This is a genomic window from Cohnella sp. GCM10020058 (assembly GCF_042683485.1).
Taxonomy (GTDB): domain Bacteria; phylum Bacillota; class Bacilli; order Paenibacillales; family Paenibacillaceae; genus Cohnella.
Genome location: NZ_JBHUJV010000006.1, coordinates 1 through 16,626, shown reverse-complemented (window position 1 = coordinate 16,626; position 16,626 = coordinate 1). Strand labels below are relative to the sequence as shown.

Below are 16,626 nucleotides of genomic sequence, written 5' to 3'. Positions count from 1 at the left end.
CATCATCTCTTTAGCGCCTGAACGTCATCTTGCGAACAGCAAAGCCGTCGTAGAGTAAGCCCCGCCTTCGACCCGCATGATTGAACCGATCCCGGCCGCCTGCACCGGAGACAACCGATCCGTCGTCGTTCCGTCTCCCAACTGGCCGTAGCCATTGTCGCCCCATGCCCATACCGTTCCGTCTCCGTATTTGGCGGCCAAGCTATGCTGCAGTCCCGCGCCGATCGATTTGACGTCGGCAAGTCCCGGCACCTGAACGGGCGAGGTACGGCCGGCGGTCGTCCCGATTCCTAGCTGGCCTTCTCCGTTGGCTCCCCAAGCGAACACGGAACCGTCGGACTTTAAGGCGACGCTGTGATAGCCTCCGGCAACGACTGCCGTGATTTTAGCCAGTCCGGCTATTTGCACGGGAGCGCTGCGATTGACCGTCGTACCGATTCCCAACTGTCCGTCGCTGTTGTACCCCCAGCTCCATACCGTGCCGTCCTTTTTCAAAGCCACGCTGTGTCCGATGCCTCCGTCGAGCGCTTCTACGCCGGTCAACCCCGACACTAGCACGGGTGTCGCACGATTTACGGTGCTGTTGTCTCCCAATTGACCGACGGTATTCGAACCCCAGGCCCACACCGTGCCGTCGGCCTTCAGCGCCAGACTGTGGTAGGCTCCCGCGGCGATCGCCACCACGTTGCTCAGGCCTGCAACTTGCACGGGAGAACTGCGATTCGTTAACGTACCGTCTCCGAGCTGTCCGTTGTTATTGAAGCCCCAAGCCCAGACGGTGCCGTCTGCCTTCAGCGCCAAGCTGTGATAGTGTCCGGTCTTGACGGAAATCGCGCCGGCCAAGGAACCGACAGCGGTAGGCGCGGAGCGGTTGGCCGTGGAGCCGTCTCCGATTTGGCCGTAGGCGTTGTACCCCCACGCCACAACCGTGCCGTCCGATTTCAGTGCCAGACTGTGATATTCTCCGGATGAAATCTGCATTGCGCCTTGCAAACTCAGCGCGGACGGCGTCGAACGGGCAGCCGTCGTTCCGTCGCCGAGCTGGCCGTAGATGTTGTTGCCCCACGTATATACTTTTCCGTTCTTCTCCGCCAGCTTCGCGAACTCGTTGAAATGGACCGCGCGCGTGTAGTACGGCGACAACGACGGATCGAACGACTGCGAGGCAAAAAGCTTGCGCGACATATGGTAAATCCGGTCGTCCCATATCGCCGTCTTGATCCACTGCGTGGCGAACACTTCCTGCAGCTCCGGAGCGATGCCGGCCGAGCCGTCGACGGCGAAGAACAGCTTCGGGGAACCGCTTCCGTTGTAGGTCAGCACGTTTCGCGTAAATGTGTTGGCAAATCGCTGCATATCCCGCTCGTCGAAGACGATGCCGGCATCGTAAGCGGCCACCGCAAAGTCGACCTCGATAGCGGCGTACGGGATTTTGTTGACGTCATGGTCGGCCGTCCAGCAAGCGCTGTACTCGTGGTTCACGGTCGCGGCCGTACGTTCGTCCCAGCCCGCGTAAGTGGCGCTTTGGGACGGATAATACGACCAAACGTATGCGTTCTTGACATCGTCCCATGTCATATCGTTTTTCATCCGGTTGGCCATTCTCGTCGCTTTATTCAATGCAGCTGCCTGATGCGCGCCTGGAATTTGAGCCAGCTCTACATAGGTTTTGCCCAGGCTCAAATAATGATTGAACTGATTTTCCGAACCGTCCACGAACATCGGCGCGCCTTTCGGATAGACGTACCAGCCTTCGTTGCTTGCGTTCTCCACCCACTGGTAATCGTGGCTCGCGGCCGCGGCCAACGCCGCTTGGAAGTAACGGTCTGCCGCGCTCTTGTAGACCGGGTTTGCGTTCAAGGCCGGCGTCTCGTAGACCACCCGCGCGAAGGAAGCCATCGGGTAGGTTAGCAAGCCGGTATGCACGGGAAAGCTCATTCGCAGCGGCACGAATACCGCCGATCCGGCGACCGGGTTCCGGGCCGGAAGCGGAGACGAGGAAGTCAGATCCTTGACCGTGATGCCATTGGTTATTCCGTCGAAGGCGCAGTGGGCTTCCGCCCTGACTTTTTTCGGCGCGTAATTCGGACTGGAAGGATCCATCGTCAAGTTGTCGTAGGTGTCCGCCCGCTCCATATTGCGGAAGACGACAGGGGTTCCTGCATTGGCGGTGCTCCCGTTGCCGAGCTGTCCATAATTATTCTGTCCCCAGGACGCCGTCCGGTGATCCGTTGTAATAGCGATATTGTGCTGTTTGCCCGCGGCGATCGCGGTGGCGGACAAGCCCGTCACCTGAACGTTGGTAAGCCGTTGGGTCGTGGTGCCGTCTCCGAGCTGGCCGGCATCGTTGGCCCCCCACGAGCGAACCGTGCTGTCCGATTTAAGCGCAAGGCTATGATAGCCGCCCGCCGCAACTTTCACGACGCCGCCGAGCGAAGCGGCCTGAACGGGCGAAGCGGACGATGCCGTCGTACCGTCGCCCAGTTGTCCATTCGCGTTCAACCCCCAGCTCCAGGCCGAACCGTCGCTTTTCGCCGCCAGACTGTGTCCGAGCCCCCCGGCAATATCCGTTACCCCGGAGAGTCCGCTGACCTGAACGGGCGAGAGTCGATTGACGGTCGTGCCGTCGCCCAATTGGCCGAACTGGTTCGAGCCCCAAGCCCAGACGGTGCCGTCGTCCTTCAGCGCCAGGCTGTGGTATCCGCCCGCAGCCAGCGCGACGACGTTGCTCAGCCCCGACACCTGAACAGGAACCGAACGGTTGGATGTGGATCCGTCGCCCAATTGACCGCTGTTGTTATACCCCCAGCTCCATACCGTTCCATCGGCCTTCAGGGCGAGACTGTGGTAGTATCCCGCCGCGATCTGCACGACGCCGCTCAACCCCGTAGCCTTTACGGCCGCAGACCGATTCGTGCCGGAGCCGTCGCCCAATTGACCGTAGGCGTTATAGCCCCAGCCCAATACGGTTCCGTTAGAGGCCAGCGCCAGCGTGTGGAATTCACCGGCGGAAACCGCGGTTGCCACGCTCAGTACGTTGTAGTAGTCGATTACGCCATCCGCGGGAAAAGGAATGCTCTGGTTAGCAGTCCCGAACGCCAGTTGGCCGTAATAATTGTTGCCGGCGTTCCACACGCGGCCGGTCGAGTTGACCGCGACCGTATGAAGTCCGCCCGCGGCGATCGATTCGGCCCGCGTATACGCCTCCAGCTTAAACGTGTTCGGCGTCGTGCCCGGGGAAATTTTCAGCTCGTTCTCGGACGAATCGAACAGCAGGGCGCTCCGTACTTCCAGCGTCGGAACGCCGTTCGCATCCCGCAGCGTGGCCGTCCCCGCCGTAAACCGGGTCGCCGCCGCCCAGGTCGGCTCAGACAGCCCGCGGTAGTCCGTTTTCCCCCGCACGCTGTCCCGCAGATTCAGCACTTGATCGGCCTGCGCGATGAACTTGTCCAGGTACGCCGTATCCGTATATTGCTTGTACATGGAAACGTAGGACGCCAGCGTCGGACCTTCCACCCAGGCCAGGCTCGTCGCTCCGATATCGTTCGGTTCGATTAAGCCGTTGCCGCCGTTATAGCCGTTGTCGAGCGCGTCGAATGCCGCCTTCGTCGCAAAGTCCAATGCGGCCGCTCTAGACAGCATCGGGCTCAGCGCACAAGAAAAAACAAAAAACAGCGTCGCCAGCGAAACATATCTTTTGAATGTCATCATCCGTCGCCCCGTTTCATCATTTGTTTTTCCGATCTTCCAGGTTAATTCGACCGAATAGCCGCAGGGCCGAGCAATCGCAGAGCGTTGCCGGCGCACAAGTCGTGCAACTCGTCGTCGCCGATCGCACCGGCGGCCAGTTGAAGCGCGGTCGCCTCAGCCGTTTGCAAAGGTGTGCAGGAACTGTAGCCGTACACGCCGGCCAGTCCGGCCCGGCACAGAGAGGCGATCACAGCCAACGGTCCGTTGCAGAACCATAGATCGAACAGCACATGAGGAAGAATTCCCCCGCGGCCGGCCAGCCGCATCGCCGTTTCCCGCTCGCCGTCCCGCAGTCCGCTGATCAGCAGGGGATGCCCGTCGAGCGCCAGCATCAGCTCCGCCAGTTCGTGCGGCTCGACGGCGGGTACGTCCAGCAGCCGATGCTGCAGCCGCTCATCCTGCATACGCGCGACGACCTGCAGCGGAAGCTTCCGCTCTCGCACCGCCGCTGCCAATTCCCCGACTCCGGCGTCCCGCAAGCCGTAGCCGTGATATCCCGGGACGAGGCGAATGCCCCGCGCCCCGACCGCCACGGCCCATTCGAGTTCTTTCTCCCAAGCGGGCTCGGTCGGATTGAGCACCGGGAACGGCCACAGCCGTTCGTCGCCTCGTATCGCATGGAACAACAGCTCATTTCCGCTCCGCGTATCGTGACCGGTCACCGATGCCAGATGACTGACGCATACCGCGCGCAGCCCGTGCCGGTCCGCCATGGCCGACAATTGCGCCGTGTCGGCGGACAGCGCGGGGCGATCGGGCCATTGCCCCAAGAACGCCAGCAAATCGACCGCGCCCGCACGACTGAACCGATCCAGGAAACCGTTCATTTTCGCACCTCCTCCAGCAGTCTGGCCATATTCCCTTCCATCACCAATTGGAACTCCCGCTCCGGCAAGTGCGCACCGAGCACTTTACCGAGGTTGCTCGCCAGACAAGCGTAAGGCAAATCCGAGCCGAACAGGACGCGCTCCGCCCCGAGCCGCTCCACCGCCAGCGCGACTTCGCCGGCTCCGATCGGCGTTCCGGAAGTATCCGTGTACACGTTACCGTAAGGCGCGACCGCGTTGACAGCCGATTCGGCCTGCCCGCCCAAATGCGCCATAATGAGGCGTGCCTCCGGATAGCGGCGGGCCAGCTCGGCCACATGCGCGGCCGTAGATTCGTACGGCAATTGTCCCGACGATTTGCGCCAGGCATGGATCAGCACCGGCGCCCGGTATTCGATCGATTGCTCGATCAAGGGATAAACAAGCGGATCGTTGCACAGGACAGAAATCCACAGCTTGAGTCCGATCATGCCCTGCTCTTCCACCCGCTTGCGGTAATCGCGAAGAGCGGCCGCCCCGTGGCGAGGGTTTGCGTAACAGTAGCCTGCCAAGCGGCCGGGGTGCTTCTGCATCGCCGCAACCATGTCGTCGTTGGCTTTAACCACCTCGTCTTCGGTCGGAAAAGGATTCAGATTCAGCAAAGAGCTGCCGACGAACAGCTTGATCCCGAGCCGATCCCCTTCCTCCAGCATGTCGGGATGAATGTCGGAGCCGTGCAGGTGAATGTGCGCGTCAATCATCGATTTGACCCGCCGCGCCCCGGTCTTGACCCGAGAGCGCAGCCAGCCAGTCGTCCAGTCCGAATACGAACCCGAAGAAGAGAGCGACTTGCCATAAAGTCAAAGCTTTGGCCTCCTCCCGACCGGCCGTCTCCTTGTTCTCGACGGCGGTCGTCGCTTCCGGAATGACGGAGCAGATTAATCCGTGCCGCCGCATATCCGCCATCCCGCCCGGATTGAGCAAGATGCAGGCGTTGAGCGCAAACCCCGTGTAGACCAGGTGATGAATGCCGTGTTCGCGGCACAGCGCGAACAACTGCTCCGATGTCGCCGCCACCCCCTCCTCGCCGACCGGCCGGACCGGCTCCGGAATATCCAATCTGGCAAAGCCGGCGTCGATGTCGGAAAAATTATGGCTGCCGGGAAAAGCGTTCGCCCGGCGGAACGTTTGCAGACGGTTATAGGTCTCGTTCCCCGAAATCTGCTCCCGCTCGGGAGACGTCTCGCCGGCCAAGCGGACCGCGTGCCGGTAGCCCGGATACGTTTTGTAATAATCCCCGATCGGCTCAACCACATGGAACACGGTCATGCCGTTCCGTCGACAAGCGTCGAGCAGCAAAGGCAGTTCCTTGCGGCAGATCGCCTCGGCCCGCGGAATGTATTCGACCGCCCGATGCCAGCCGGGAAATTGTTCGCGCGTGCCGAAGTCCCAGGCATGCAGAACGACGACTGCCGTACGGGAGAGATCCAGCTCCAGCTCTTCCTTGCACCAGCCCCCGTAGCCTTCGCCGGGAACCGGGCGTTCAAAATCCGCGTCGAATTGCTTGTAGTAACCTGTTTTTACTTTCGTAATCGTCACAATTCCGCACCTCCGGGCCGTTCTCGAAGCTTAACCTTTGACGGCTCCAATCGTAATTCCCTTGACGAAAAACCGCTGAAAGGCGATGAACAGCGCGGCGATCGGAGCCATCGTCCAGGTTGCGCCCGCCAGAACGAGACCGTAATCGACGTTCTGCAGTTGCATAGACGCCAATCCGACCTGCAGCGTCCGCATATTCCGGGATTCCGTCGCCAGCAACGGCCAGAGAAAGTCATTCCACTGCGTGATGAACCCAAAGATCCCTACCATGGCCAATACCGGCATGGAAATCGGAACGATGATGTTCCAAAAAATGCGCCACTCCGAGCAGCCGTCAATCTTCGCCGCGGCGATCAGTTCGCCGGGAATCGTATGCATGAACTGCTTGGTCAGAAACACCGCGAACGGGGAAACCAAAATCGGAAGCAGCAGCGCCCAGTACGTATTGAGCAGATGCATATCGCGCATCTGCATAAACAGCGGCACCATGATGACTTGCGTGGAGGTCATCATAATGCTGACAATCGCCCAGAACAAAATCCGCTTGCCGGGAAAGTCCTTCTTGGCAAACGAATAGCCGGCCATCGAGCACAGGATGACATTGCCAAACATACCGCCGGCGGCCACAATCAGGCTGTTGGAGGTCCAGATCCAGATGAAGTTGTCCGCCGTCAGCTTCTTGAAGTTGGCGATCGTAAGCCCGCCCCACGACAGATCGGGCGGCGTTTGAATCGCCGACGTCGGAGGCTTGAAAGACTGCAGCGCCATCCAATAGAACGGAAACAGCAGCGCAACCGCGGCCAAGCTTAACACGATGAAACCGATCAATCGCAATCCGTCGATTCGCCGGATGGCCATCCCATCCCCTCCCCTTCTCGTCCGCGTTTTCGAATCGGTCCCTAATACTCCAAATCGCCTGCCATCGTGCGGAATTGAAAAATGGCGACAATCATCACGATGGCGAGCAGCACGATGGCTTGGGCCGAAGCGATGCCAAAGTCGAATTTTTTAAACGCGTTCTCGTAAATCAGAAAGCCGATCGTCGTCGTGGCCCGATTGGGCCCTCCGGAAGTCAGCATATAGACCGGTGCGAATACTTGAAACGACCCGACGGTGTTGACGACGACCAGATAAGTCATCGTCGGCTTCAGCATGGGCAGCTTGATGTGAACGATTTCTTGCCACAGATTGGCGCCGTCCATCCGGGCCGCTTCCTGATAATCTTTCGGAATGCCGCCGAGAGACGTGACCAAAATCAGAATGTTCGGCCCTTGCGACACCGCTACCGTCATCAGGATAATCGAGAACAGCGCCACTTGCGGATCGCCCAGCCACAACACCGGCTTTAATCCGGCCAAATCCAGCAAATAATTCAGCAAGCCGAAGGACGGATGATACAGCCACAGCCAGATGATCGATACGATGACAATCGGTGCCACGCTCGGCAAATAGAATGCCGCCTTGAACACATTTTGCGTCTTTTCCTTGAACGGGTCGATCGCAAAGGCTGCTGCCAGCGACAGCACCAAACCGGCCGCTACGGTAATGACCGTAAAAATACCGGTAATCCCTAGCGATTTCCAGAAAAATGCGTCGCTGAACACCGTTTTGTAATTGCTAAAGCCGACCCATTCATAGCCGGAGACCGTCCATTGCTGGAAGCTGAGCTGAAGTCCCCGGAAAATGGGCGTAAACATAAACACGGCGAACAACACGCAAGACGGCAATAGAAACAGGTAACCCGGAAGCGCTTTCCGCAGTCGGTACATCGCATTTCACCCCAAACCGGTCGTCTTAAGCGTCCGTTCTCCCGGTTTCTTCCATTCGGCAACCGGGAGAACTTCTCCGCTTATTCTTTTAATTCGTCTACTCTTGCATTTTTTTCTGCAAAATGCCGTCCAGCGTCGCCAGCGAATCGCCGACCTTCTTGCCGCCGATCAGCATGGCCTGGATTTCCTTCTCCCAATCGCCGACATCGACCAGACCGAACGAGCGCGAAAATACCGAATTGCCGTAATTGGAAAGCTTGTCGAAATACGTCATGACCGGGTCGTCGCTGTACAGGTTGCCCGAAGAATTGCGGGCAGGGAACGTGCCGATCTGCTTGACGATTTTGGAGTTTTCGCTGTTCGTAATGAACCGGGCGAATTCCATGACCAATTTTTTCTTCTCTTCGTTTTGCTGCTTAAAAACGATGAAGCCTCCGACGTTGTTCCAGGCCGCGGTCGGCTGGTTCGCTCCGTGAGGCGGAGCCACAAACGCAATTTCGAACGGTTTGGGCGCGCTTTTCGCTTCCTCAAGCAGGAACGGAGCGTCGGGCATCATGGCGATCTGCTGGTTCAAGAACATCTCCTTGGCGTTCATGGCGCTGATTCCCGCGCCTCCCGGAGGCGCCACCTTGTGCTTGTTCGCGAGGTCGATCGTGAACTGAAGCCCCTCTTCAAACGGCTTGTCCGTAATGGTCGCCTTTTCGAACGTCGAATTCACGATGTTGCCGCCATTGGTCAATCCGTTCAAATACATGTAGAATGGCGCGTCCTTCCCCCACACGACCGTTCCGTAAACGTCAGGATTGCTTCCGCCGTTGCGGCTGAAAGTCGTGGCCTGGGCGGCCTTGAGAAACTCGTCGAACGTCCAGTCCCGCAGCTCGCGATCCAGCGGCAGCAGCGCCGTCGCGTTGCGTTCTTTGAACAGGTCCATGTTGACTGCCACGGCCGACACCATCTTCAGCCAAGGCCACATGTATGTTTTGTTTTTATATTGAAGGGCGCCTTTAACGGCGTCCGAATAATCGTCCCAGTCGCTTTGCTCCAAATAGTCGTCGATCGGCTCCAGCACGCCAAGTTTGCCGTACTTCGTCACGCCGCCGAAATTGTTGATCGTGTAGACGAGATCCGGCGGCGACCCTGCAGCCACGGCAACGTCGATTTTTTCCGTACCGCCCGCCCAATCGAGCAGCTCCACCGAAATGTCGGCGTTCGGATACTGCGCTTGGAATTGACGGGCATATTCCTTGGCCCAGTCGTCCGGGTTGCCGGTTCCGTCGCCGTTAATGCCGTTCATCATCGGATAAACCCAGAGTTTGATCGGCACTTTGGCGGCGCTTTGATTACCGCTAGCGGCGCTTGTCGCGGCATTGTCGGGAGATGACGATCCGTTTGCGCCCTTGCTTCCGTTGCCGCAGGCGCTCAACGTCAGGGCAATGGTTAGAGCGGCAGTCCAAATCAATGAAAACTTGCGCATTTTTTTAGGCCCTCCCCGATAAAAGTTGGAATTTGGATCAATAAATACCTAAGGTTTGCTCAAAAAGTAATAAAACAGCCTCATCTCCTTTGTTTTCCGGTTTTTTCCTTTCATTGACCCTCGAAAAGTGTTATAATACAGGAGCGCTAAACAGGTAACATGTATCGAACCTGTACCCTTTATACTAGAGAGCAAAAGACAGCCTGTCAATGCGTTTTTTCGGCGCCCGCACGATAACGCGTCTTTAATTCGACGAGAAGAGGGGCCCTATGAAAAGAGAAAGCGAATTTCTGTACACCAAACTATACAAGACGCTGAAAGAGCAGATCGGCACCGGCATCATCAAGCCCGGCGAATTTCTGCTTCCCGAGAATGAATTAAGCAGCCGCTACGGCATCAGCCGCAAGTCCGTACGCCACGCCCTTTCGCTGCTTCTCGCCGATGGGCTGATCGAGAAACGTGCCGGCCTGGGCACCTTGGTGCCGGAGGATCTCGTCATTGCCGGAGACAAACGGCGAACCTTGCGAATTCTGACCCCTTCGCCGGCCTTTTTTCTCGATCACGGCTTGCCCGTCTTCGTCGAAGCGTTCGAACGTCAATATCCGGATGTCGAAGTGAAAGTGCACGGCTTGCCGGTCGACAAGTTCTGGGAATCGTTCCGTTCCGGCAGCGAGATGGGGCTGATCGCGGATCTCATCCTGGTGCCGGACATGCAGTTCTCGAAGATGAGCAACCTTGCGGATTTCGTCGATTTGTCGCCTTTTCTTACCGGACAGATCGACACCGTCTATCCGAAAATCATGAAACATTTCGCTGCCGGGGACCGGATCATGGCCGCCCCGTTCACTTTTTCGTCCGCCTTTTTCGCTTGCAATCCAGAGCTGTTCAAGCGTCACGGCATTCCGATCCCGGAAAAGCAGTGGAACTTCGACGACTTTGTCTCCGCGGCCGCCAAGCTGACCGTCGTTCAGGACGGGATTACGACGCAATACGGGTTTTCCATGCATCCTGTGATCAACCGTTGGCTGGCTTTCGCCTTGATGAACGGGTTCGCGCCCGGCAATATCGACCGGCAAACAGAGGTGCTGCTGCAGTCTTTGTCCGTTATCCGGGATTTGTTCTTCCGCAAACGGATCGCCACCACCTTCCCGGAGATGGTCTGGCCGCGCACCCCTTTCATCCACGGCAAATCCGCCATGGTCCTTACGACCATGCTGGAAATGGCCAATTGGCAAAATGTCGATATCGACTTCATGCCGCGCGTCATTCCATTGCCGTTCGACAACGATGCTTCCACATTGTTGCTGGCGAATGCCTTCATGATTCCGGCCTCCAGCGAGAACGCGCAGCTGGCCGGCGCATTCGTCCGTACCGCGCTGGCTGACGAAACGCAGCGTGCATTAACCGAAAACACGTTGTTTCTTTCGGTCAAAGAGCCGATTAACCGCAACGCTAAACCGGAAGCCTACTTGCGGCTGTTGAACTTGTCGCCTGACAGAATGGACAACAATTATTTTATCAACGAGTTGTTTGAGGATCGGGTATGGAATACGTTGGAGGAAAATATGAGCATGTTCTGGCTCGGACTCGATTCACCTGACGTTATTGTGGAGAAGTTCGCAAATCTGTGTCTGGAACATTCTAATTCCTGACAACTAGAGGAGGGGCCGATATAAAAAACAACGTTGCCGAGGCTCTTTGGCTCCGCAGCGTTGTTTCTTCACTCGCGCGCATGGCGTCGGGCATGAAATGAAATTAAAAAAGCTTACCGAAGTAAGCTTTCAGGCGTTTTTATATTGAAAGACATCCGGGCAATCAAGTGGTCGGGACGACACGATTCGAACATGCGACCCCCTGGTCCCAAACCAGGTGCTCTACCAAGCTGAGCTACGTCCCGACAGTATGAAAAAAAGTGGCGCGCCCTGAGAGATTCGAACTCCCGGCCTTCAGATTCGTAGTCTGACGCTCTATCCAGCTGAGCTAAGGGCGCATAAGATGGAGCGGAAAACGGGATTCGAACCCGCGACCTTCTCGTTGGCAACGAGATGCTCTACCACTGAGCTATTTCCGCGCATGGCGATCAGTCGGGGGGCAAAGTAAGCTGCGCCGTCTTCGTTAGCTTTTTTCCAAAAGCAATTTCTAATATTAGCAAGTCCTCCGGAATAATGCAAGCGAAAATTTAAAAATGCGAAAATGCTTTTCGACAACGAGGAGACGAAAGCGCCTTTGCCCGGACGAACCGCCGGACGAGCCGGGATATGCCCCCGACGCGTCCCGCAGTCGTTTTATCCCGCAGCGCGCTATACGGAGCCCGAGTAAATCTCCGTCTCATAATCAAAAGAAACGTATCCGTCCTGCTGATAACGATCGAAGATGTCGCGCAGGTCGCGCATCATCGGCTCATAGTTCGGGTGACCGGGTACGGGGGTATACGAAGAAGAACGCAGCCGTCCGCTCAGGCCGTCGAAGTCGAACAGCTGGCGGTTGGGAAACCGCGCCTCGCGCTTGGTGCCCGGTACGAAGAATGCGGCCAGCTGATCCGGCGTAATATTGCGGTGGTTCACCGTCGCGTAGTCGGTGCCCAGACGCAGCAATAGCGCCTCGTACGCTTCCAGGAACGGCGAGCCGCTCGTAAGCCGCGTGTTCCAGATCAGCGCCGCCTTCCCTGCCGGCCGCAGCAGCCGATGGAACTCCCGCTTCGCCGCAGCCTGATCGAACCAGTGGAACGCCTGGGCGGAAACGATAAAGTCCGCCGAAGCGTCCGGCAGCCCCGTCTGCTCCGCCGCGCCGTTCACCGCCTTGAAGCCCGCGTAGCCGCCGAGCGCCCGCTCCGCTTCCTCGCGCATCGCCCGGTTCGGCTCGACGGCCGTGACCGCCGTCCCTCGCTCCAACAGCAACCGCGAGAATATTCCGGTGCCCGCGCCGATGTCCACAACTTGCGAATCGCGCCGGAGGCCGGCCTCCCCGTACAAGTAATCGATGGCAGCCTCCGGATAACTCGGCCTGTACTTCACATAAGTTTCCACACGATCGGTAAAACGCTCTTTGTTCTCCATACCTCTTCTGCCTCCTCGCTGATTTTACTTTCCCCCGATTTCCTCCGCGCTCTCCCCTTGCCAGAGCTTGCGGAAGCTCTCGCTCGAAGCCAGCAGCTCCTTCGCCGTGCCCTGCGCCTCGATCCGGCCGTCGCTCAGCAGCACGATTCGGTCTGCTCGCGCCAAGGCCGCCTTGCGGTGGGAAACGACGAGGCAGGTCGCGCTGCCCTTCGCCTTGAACAGGCGCTCCCACAGCCGCCGCTCGGTGTCTACATCAAGCGCGGAGGACAAGTCGTCGAAGACGTACAGCTGTGCGTCCCTCGCCAGCATGCGCGCCGCAGCCGTGCGCTGCGCCTGTCCGCCGGACAGCTTCACGCCCCGCGGTCCCACCATCGTCTCTAGCCCATCCCGCAGTCCTGCAATATCCTCCTCGAGCACGGCGGCATGCAGCGCGCCCGCAAGCTCTTCCGGCGTCGACGGCGCGCCCAGCAGGATGTTGTCCCGCAAGGTGGCGCTATACAGCCTGGGGATCTGCGCGGTATAGGCGCTCTGCGGCGGCACGAAGAAGTCGGCGGGCTGCGCGACCGGCTCGCCGTTCCACCGGATCGTGCCGCGCTCCGCCGGCAGCAGCCCGAGCAGCGCGCGCAGCAGCGTCGTCTTGCCCGAGCCGACCATCCCGGTAACTACCGTGAAGGAACCGCGGGGCAGCGTCAGATCGATATCCTCGATCCCCCTTCCCGTCTCCGGATACCGGTAGGTCAAGCTGGACGCGGCGAGTTCGCGCAGCGGCGCCGCCTGAACGATCGGCACGAGCGCCTCATCATCCTCATGCTGCGCCGCGTCCTTCTTCCGCCCCTTCTCGTCGTGCGCGCCTCTTCGCCCTTCCTTTTTGCCAAGACCGATATACGCCTTCTGCACGAGCAGCGCCGGCGACGCGCCGCGCAGCATCTCCTTGAGCCGTCCGAAGCTGACGTCCATCTGCTTGTAATAGGTCATGAAGTTGCCGACGTTAGAGATGAGCTGCGTGACGAAAGTCAAATAATAGACGAACAGCGAAAAGTCGCCGATCGTAAATTCGCCGCCCCTCATCTTGATACCCGCCAGCAGCAAAATGATGCCGGTGCCGAGGTTCACGGAGTTGTTGAACACCGACGACAGCGTCTCGGTCAGCAGCTTGTCCTTGATCATCGACTGCCGCCTGCTCTCGCCCAGCTTCGCGAACCGGTCGACGACCCGCTTCTCCGCGCCGGCTACCTGGATAGCCAGCACGCTGCCGAACATCTCGCTGATCGCGCCCGTCACCTGGGCCGTCGATTCCCGGCTCGCTGCACGATACTTGCGGATGCGGGTCGTGGCGATCTGAGCCGCCGTGACGACGAGAATGAGAGGCACGAAGACGAGTACGGTCAGCTGCGCGTCGATCGAGAGCAGTATCCAGCTGGCCGCGACCACGAATCCGACGAGACCGAGCGTATCGACCGACCAGCTCGTCGCCTCTTCGGCCTGCTCGACGTCGTCCCTGAAGTTGCTGATCGCTTCGCCGGGCGATCCGGGAATCGCGCGCGCGCCGGGCGCCCGCAGGACATGAGCCAGCAGATTGCGCCTCAGCAGGCTGGAGATGCGGTAGCGGAACGCGACGTCCGTCAGGAATCCGCAATAAATAAGCGCAATCCGCGCCAGCGCGGCGGCCACGAGAAGCGCGGCGATCGCGCCGGCGCCGAAGGGAAACGGATGCGTGCCTTCCAGATGATCGAAAAAGGCTTTGGTCAGCAGACCCGGCAGCAGCGGCGCCATGTGGATGAGCGTCCATGCCAGCAGGTTCAGCAGGTACAAGCCGGGCCGATACCCGAGCATTCGCCAGAAAAATTCGCTTGTCTTCATACGAGCACCTCCTCCATGCCGACGGCCAGCATCCGGCTGAAGCGGGAATCCGGATTGCCGGCCAGCGACGCGCGCCTGCCGTGCTCGACGACCCGCCCTTGCTCCAGAATCGCGATATCGTCGGCCCGCTGGATCGTCGCCAGCCGGTGCGCGATGATGATGCAGGTCCGATCTTGCAGCAGCCGGTCTACCGCCGCTTCGATCCGGCTCTCCGTCAGCGGGTCCAGCCGCGACGAAGCCTCATCCAGGATGACGAGCCGCGGATCGGTCAGGAACACGCGTGCAAACGCTAGCAGTTGCCCTTCGCCGGCAGACAAGCCCGCGCCCCCCGACGAGAGATACGTATCCAATCCGTCCGGCATGCCCGCGAACCATCCGTCCAATCCCAGCTCGGACAGTACGTCCATAATGCGGCTATCGGGAATGCGCTCGTCGAAAAGCGTCAGGTTATCCCTGACCGTGCCCGCTAGTATTTCGATATTTTGCGTCACCATCGCCACGTAGCCGCGAACCTCGCCGAGCTTGAAATCTCGCAGATCCGTGCCGGATAGCGCCACGGCGCCCTGCTGCGGATCGTAGAACCGGAGCAGCAGGCGCGCAATCGTCGTCTTGCCGCTGCCCGTGCGCCCCAGCAAGCCCAGCGTGCGGCCGCGCTCGAGCTTCAGATTTACATCATGGAGAGTAGGCTCGCCGTCTTCTTCGTAAGCGAACGTCACGCCCCGCAGCTCGACCGAAGCCGGTCCGCCCGGCAGCGATGCGCCGGGTCCGTCCTGAACCGCAGATTGCGTCGCGAGCAGCTCGCCGATCCGAACCAGGCTGGCGTCGGCTTTTTGCAGATCCTCGAGCTGGGTCCGGATCTTCTCGATCGGCTTCGCCAGCAGCTCCGTATAGTAGAATACGAGATACGCCGATCCGATCGTCAGCTCGCCCCGCTTCCAAAGAATCGCGCAGACGACGAAGGCCGCTGCGTTGCCGAGCGCAAATACGAGAATCGTCGTGCTCCACATAAGAAAGTAGCCCAAAAACGCCCGTACGCGCATCGGCAGCATCCTGCGGGTCATCTCGTAGAAGCGGCTCATTGCAAATCCTACGGCGCCGTTGGCGCGCGTATCCTCGGTGCCCTCGAGCTGCTCGCCGATGAAGCCGTAATATTCGGCGTTGGCCTGCCGCCACCGCGTCCAGACGGGGACCGCGAACGCCCGGATGCGCTGGATCGCCCAGATGCTGCCGCCGACGAAGACGGCCATCACGATGCCGATCCAGAAGTTTTCCCGGAACAGCAGGATGAGGATCCCTAGCGTGAGCAGGCCGTTGCCTGCCAGGTTAATCATGAAGCTGGAGAAAAATTGCGCGAGCGCGTTGACGTCTCCGTCCACGCGTTCGATCAGCGAGCCCGACGTGTGCTTCTTGTGAAACGACATGTCGAGCGACAGGCAATGCGCCGCCAGATCGACGCGCAGCTTGTTGGTCGTCTTCCAGCCGAGATTCTCGCTGAAGTAGGACGCCGCGACGGACACCCCTTGCTGCAGCAAGGAGAACCCGATGAACAGCGCGCCTGCGTAATAGAGCGGCGTCAGACTGCCCTGCCCTTGCGCCGTATCGATAAAGTATCGGATAATTTGCGGATTGACGAGCTGCAAGGCGATCGACGACAGCAGCAGCGCGCCGAGCCCGATTAGCGCCCGCCATTCGGGCAGCAAATAGCCGCGCAGCATGGCCCGGTATTTTCCGCCCGGCTTGTCGCCGGATATTTTATTGCTCAATGCCTGACTCACCCTCCTTGAACCGCATGCCGTCTATTATACACGCCATGCGGCGACCAGGGCAGATGGACAAGCCAAGAAGCAAGAAGAACCGTCTGGGAAGATCGAAGATCGTCCTGACGGTCCTATTAAGTCTGGCGGATAACGCCATTCGCGCAGAACGCCTGGCGACGCGATTCGCGCAGAACGCCTGGCGCTGGCTCTTCCGACAGCTGTTCCGATGGGGTTGACCGATCATGGCCCTCGACGTTCCTTCGCCTTAAAACCTGCGAATATACATCTATTTTTGCCGACGTCGACCCTTTTGGACGCAAAAGATGCGAAAATGCAGGTATTTTTCTCCATCGGCCGGTTTTAAGGCTTGCGCTTCGAAAATGCCTGCACATTTGCATGTATTTCATCAAGTGTAGCGGGGCGGTAGAAAATACATGTATATAAAGTCAATTTCATAATTAATTTGGTCATGGAGCCAAGCATGAGGCCAATGTTGGGGAAGTCCTTTTTTTTGAGGTTAAGCGGCTGGTTTTGCTTCGCGGATGCGCTTGTTTA

The 16,626-nt window shown here is 59.0% G+C and carries 12 protein-coding genes and 3 tRNA genes; 2 read left to right on the top strand and 13 right to left on the bottom strand.

Annotated elements, in window-relative coordinates; genetic code table 11:
- Window positions 1-24 precede the first annotated feature (24 nt).
- The 7 genes from ACFSR7_RS08680 to ACFSR7_RS08650 form a co-directional block, all read right to left on the bottom strand.
- Complete coding sequence (locus ACFSR7_RS08680) at window positions 25-3,708, bottom strand: RCC1 domain-containing protein (RefSeq protein WP_378160597.1); 3,684 nt, start codon at window positions 3,706-3,708, stop codon at window positions 25-27.
- A 44-nt stretch (window positions 3,709-3,752) separates the two neighbouring features.
- Window positions 3,753-4,577: an amidohydrolase family protein gene (locus ACFSR7_RS08675; RefSeq protein ID WP_378160592.1), complete on the bottom strand. Its 825-nt coding sequence runs from the start codon at window positions 4,575-4,577 to the stop codon at window positions 3,753-3,755.
- On the bottom strand, window positions 4,574-5,317 hold the full coding sequence (locus tag ACFSR7_RS08670; protein WP_378160590.1) for an amidohydrolase family protein: 744 nt from the start codon (window positions 5,315-5,317) through the stop codon (window positions 4,574-4,576). The genes ACFSR7_RS08675 and ACFSR7_RS08670 overlap by 4 nt, the downstream gene beginning before the upstream one ends.
- Entirely contained in the window at window positions 5,310-6,155 is an 846-nt protein-coding gene (locus tag ACFSR7_RS08665) for a hypothetical protein (RefSeq protein WP_378160588.1), read from the bottom strand. Before ACFSR7_RS08665 ends, ACFSR7_RS08670 begins: the two co-directional genes overlap by 8 nt.
- Window positions 6,156-6,185: 30 nt before the next feature.
- A complete protein-coding gene (locus ACFSR7_RS08660) occupies window positions 6,186-7,013 on the bottom strand; it encodes a carbohydrate ABC transporter permease (protein WP_378160586.1) in 828 nt (275 codons plus the stop codon).
- A 41-nt stretch (window positions 7,014-7,054) separates the two neighbouring features.
- Entirely contained in the window at window positions 7,055-7,924 is an 870-nt protein-coding gene (locus tag ACFSR7_RS08655) for a carbohydrate ABC transporter permease (RefSeq protein WP_378160584.1), read from the bottom strand.
- Between the two features lie 97 nt (window positions 7,925-8,021).
- Window positions 8,022-9,398: an ABC transporter substrate-binding protein gene (locus ACFSR7_RS08650; RefSeq protein WP_282906507.1), complete on the bottom strand. Its 1,377-nt coding sequence runs from the start codon at window positions 9,396-9,398 to the stop codon at window positions 8,022-8,024.
- A gap of 269 nt (window positions 9,399-9,667) precedes the next feature.
- Between ACFSR7_RS08650 and ACFSR7_RS08645 the strand changes: the two genes are divergently transcribed.
- Entirely contained in the window at window positions 9,668-11,050 is a 1,383-nt protein-coding gene (locus ACFSR7_RS08645; protein WP_282906506.1) for an extracellular solute-binding protein, read from the top strand.
- Window positions 11,051-11,218: 168 nt separating this feature from the next.
- On the opposite strand, the gene ACFSR7_RS08640 is transcribed toward ACFSR7_RS08645, so the two are convergent.
- The 6 genes from ACFSR7_RS08640 to ACFSR7_RS08615 all read right to left on the bottom strand — a co-directional run bounded on the left by ACFSR7_RS08640 (window position 11,219) and on the right by ACFSR7_RS08615 (window position 16,029).
- A tRNA-Pro gene (locus ACFSR7_RS08640) sits at window positions 11,219-11,295 on the bottom strand.
- Window positions 11,296-11,311: 16 nt separating this feature from the next.
- Window positions 11,312-11,388 (bottom strand) — tRNA-Arg (locus ACFSR7_RS08635).
- Window positions 11,389-11,394: 6 nt separating this feature from the next.
- A tRNA-Gly gene (locus ACFSR7_RS08630) sits at window positions 11,395-11,469 on the bottom strand.
- 229 nt (window positions 11,470-11,698) lie between these two features.
- On the bottom strand, window positions 11,699-12,454 hold the full coding sequence (locus tag ACFSR7_RS08625; protein WP_378160582.1) for a class I SAM-dependent methyltransferase: 756 nt from the start codon (window positions 12,452-12,454) through the stop codon (window positions 11,699-11,701).
- Window positions 12,455-12,478: 24 nt separating this feature from the next.
- On the bottom strand, window positions 12,479-14,314 hold the full coding sequence (locus ACFSR7_RS08620) for an ABC transporter ATP-binding protein (RefSeq protein WP_378160580.1): 1,836 nt from the start codon (window positions 14,312-14,314) through the stop codon (window positions 12,479-12,481).
- Complete coding sequence (locus ACFSR7_RS08615; RefSeq protein WP_378161151.1) at window positions 14,311-16,029, bottom strand: ABC transporter ATP-binding protein; 1,719 nt, start codon at window positions 16,027-16,029, stop codon at window positions 14,311-14,313. The genes ACFSR7_RS08620 and ACFSR7_RS08615 overlap by 4 nt, the downstream gene beginning before the upstream one ends.
- Window positions 16,030-16,142: 113 nt before the next feature.
- Between ACFSR7_RS08615 and ACFSR7_RS08610 the strand changes: the two genes are divergently transcribed.
- Window positions 16,143-16,307 (top strand): hypothetical protein, encoded by a 165-nt coding sequence (locus tag ACFSR7_RS08610; RefSeq protein ID WP_378160578.1) that lies wholly within the window; start codon window positions 16,143-16,145, stop codon window positions 16,305-16,307.
- The last annotated feature ends 319 nt before the right edge of the window (window positions 16,308-16,626 follow it).